Consider the following 2,191-nt stretch of genomic DNA (forward strand, 5'->3'; position numbering starts at 1 on the left):
ATTGGAGGTATCTTTGACAACGACTAAGTTAGAGAGAAGCTGGATGAGGTGAAAATCTCACGTCCAGTTTTGAAGACGAGTTGTAATGGTGACATTGCAGCTTAGTCAACACTCGGGTAGTCGGCTCATTAACATTCGCCGTTTCCCTCGCCGCTGAACTTGGCGTTCGGTCGCCACTACCCCTAAAAACTATTTTAAGGAATTGACAAAGTAGATGGTATCATTTATGATACCAAAATATGAAAAAATACGAAATAGTAATAGACACAAATATAATATATGCAGCATTAAAATCAAGTAAAGGGTTGTCTTATAAATTACTAAAATTAATAGGAGGAGAAAAGTTTGGAATAAATATATCGGTACCAATGGTATTGGAATATGAAGATGTGGCTAAAAGATTACTAGGTGAAATACCGCTAACTGAAGAAGATATAGATGACATTATAGATTACATTTGCAGTATATCTAAACAATGGGAAATACACTATTTATGGAGGCCATTCTTGAAGGATCCCAAAGATGATATGGTTTTGGAGTTAGCCGTAACCGCAAATTGTGATTATATAGTTACTTATAACCAACGAGATTTTCAAGGTAGTGAGCAATTTGCCATAAAAATCGTTACACCAAAAGATTTTTTGAAATTAATAGGAGAAACATAATGAGTACAATTAGTTTAAGACTTCCTGATTCTTTACATAACACCATTCGTAAATTGGCTGAGAAAGATAGTACTTCTATCAATCAGTTTATTACTATTGCTTTGGCTGAAAAGATTTCTGCTTTGATGACTGAAGATTATCTTAAGTCTCGGGCTAAACGCGGCAGTAGGGATAAATTTGATAAAGCTTTATCTAAGGTTTCTGATTCTTCTCCTCTTGACTTTGATTCTTTTTAACCTCTTTTGTTAAATGGCGACCGAACAAACGTTGCAGCGGACTCGGGTTGTCGCTCCGCAACAACCCTTCGCCGCTGAACTTTGGGTTCGGCCTCTAAATGAGTTACAGTAACCGATGATTTTGTGGAAAGAATATGAGAGCTTGGAAAAGTTTAGATAAAGAAATAGGAGGGTTGAGTCATAAAGATGTGTGGGAGAGTTTTAATGAGATGTTTGAATTTAACCCAAGCATTTATTCAGAAGATTGGCCATCAATAATAGAACCGAAACCATCAATAACTTACGACATATCAACTGCATACTACAATGGGAATGAAAATTATTTAGTACTAGAGAAAGATTTAAGCGTAAAAACTCTAGTAGCATTTAGAGAGTGTTTGTTTAGAGAAGATAAGTTATATGTGTTAAATTGGGAACATCCAAGTTATTTGTTTTATCCTTATGGTTCTTTTGATTTTACTAACTCAGAAGAGTGGTTGATTCCTGTTTTTCCTAATGGAGATTATTATATATTTTTGGCTGAAGATTTTAGTTTTGGTTTGTTTGGTCATCCTTGGGAACAATCTATTTGTGTTTTTGGGACGAAACTTATTTCTGCTTTTGAAAAATATAAACCTTTATTGTTTACTTCTATTCTTCGTTCCAATTTATAAGAGGCCGAACAAACGTTGCAGCGGACTCGGGTGGTCGGCTCGTCAAGACTCGCCGCCTCACCCTCGCCGCTGAACTCTGGGTTATGCCCCTTTACGTAAGGAATATGATAGGATTACGATGAAAAAATGTAAAATAGGAAGAGAAAGAGCAAGTGCTGAGAGAAAGGAGTAAAGAAAAGCGAACAGGAGCGATAAAACAAAAAGGATTGCCTAAAAACAGGAGTCAAACAAAGGGTGGTGTCCCTCAGTTACAGTGATGAACCTTATCAAAATCAGGAAACAAATGAGCAAGTGTGTTGAGGGAATCCAAAAAGTTAGGTGACACTCGGTAGCCAAGCAATTCAGAAGTTGTCCAAATATGATCCGTCATGCCAGCAGCCATAGCAGGAGTAACTTGTTTCCACTTTTGAGGGCTACCACTAGTTGGTTTTAATTCAAGCAGTTTTTGGCGCAAACTCTTGTGAGGCAAACAAAAATGGTAATAAGCCATAGATAACCAGAACTGCTTTTCCATCCAGGTTAAATCTTTAGAGAATCCTGTAGTTTTTCGTGTTAATCGGCGATTACGCTCTCTCCAAGTCAAATTATCTCGCTCAACAAAACTAGTATTGATAGTTGTGCTGTTTGTAGAATCAGC

Annotated in this window: 4 protein-coding genes; 3 read left to right on the forward strand and 1 reads right to left on the reverse strand. The window is 36.9% G+C overall.

Features of this window, described 5'->3' with window-relative positions; all coding sequences use genetic code 11:
- The first annotated feature begins 239 nt into the window (after positions 1-239).
- The 3 genes from HY817_05355 to HY817_05365 all read left to right on the forward strand — a co-directional run bounded on the left by HY817_05355 (position 240) and on the right by HY817_05365 (position 1,554).
- On the forward strand, positions 240-665 hold the full coding sequence (locus tag HY817_05355; protein MBI4836655.1) for a putative toxin-antitoxin system toxin component, PIN family: 426 nt from the start codon (positions 240-242) through the stop codon (positions 663-665).
- On the forward strand, positions 665-901 hold the full coding sequence (locus HY817_05360) for a toxin-antitoxin system HicB family antitoxin (GenBank protein MBI4836656.1): 237 nt from the start codon (positions 665-667) through the stop codon (positions 899-901). The genes HY817_05355 and HY817_05360 overlap by 1 nt, the downstream gene beginning before the upstream one ends.
- A gap of 134 nt (positions 902-1,035) precedes the next feature.
- Complete coding sequence (locus HY817_05365; GenBank protein ID MBI4836657.1) at positions 1,036-1,554, forward strand: DUF2716 domain-containing protein; 519 nt, start codon at positions 1,036-1,038, stop codon at positions 1,552-1,554.
- Positions 1,555-1,798: 244 nt separating this feature from the next.
- Here the strand turns inward: HY817_05365 and HY817_05370 are convergent.
- A partial coding sequence (locus tag HY817_05370; protein MBI4836658.1) for a helix-turn-helix domain-containing protein occupies positions 1,799-2,191 on the reverse strand: 393 nt, incomplete at its 5' end.

Source organism: Candidatus Abawacabacteria bacterium, assembly GCA_016207805.1.
GTDB lineage: Bacteria > Patescibacteriota > Gracilibacteria > RBG-16-42-10 > RBG-16-42-10 > JACQZO01.

What these genes read in the sequence shown, in the direction of transcription:
- HY817_05365 (MBI4836657.1), top strand. Translation starts at nt 1,036, where the DNA reads ATGAGAGCTTGGAAAAGTTTAGATAAAGAAATAGGAGGGTTGAGTCAT.
- HY817_05355 (MBI4836655.1), top strand. Translation starts at nt 240, where the DNA reads ATGAAAAAATACGAAATAGTAATAGACACAAATATAATATATGCAGCA.
- HY817_05360 (MBI4836656.1), top strand. Translation starts at nt 665, where the DNA reads ATGAGTACAATTAGTTTAAGACTTCCTGATTCTTTACATAACACCATT.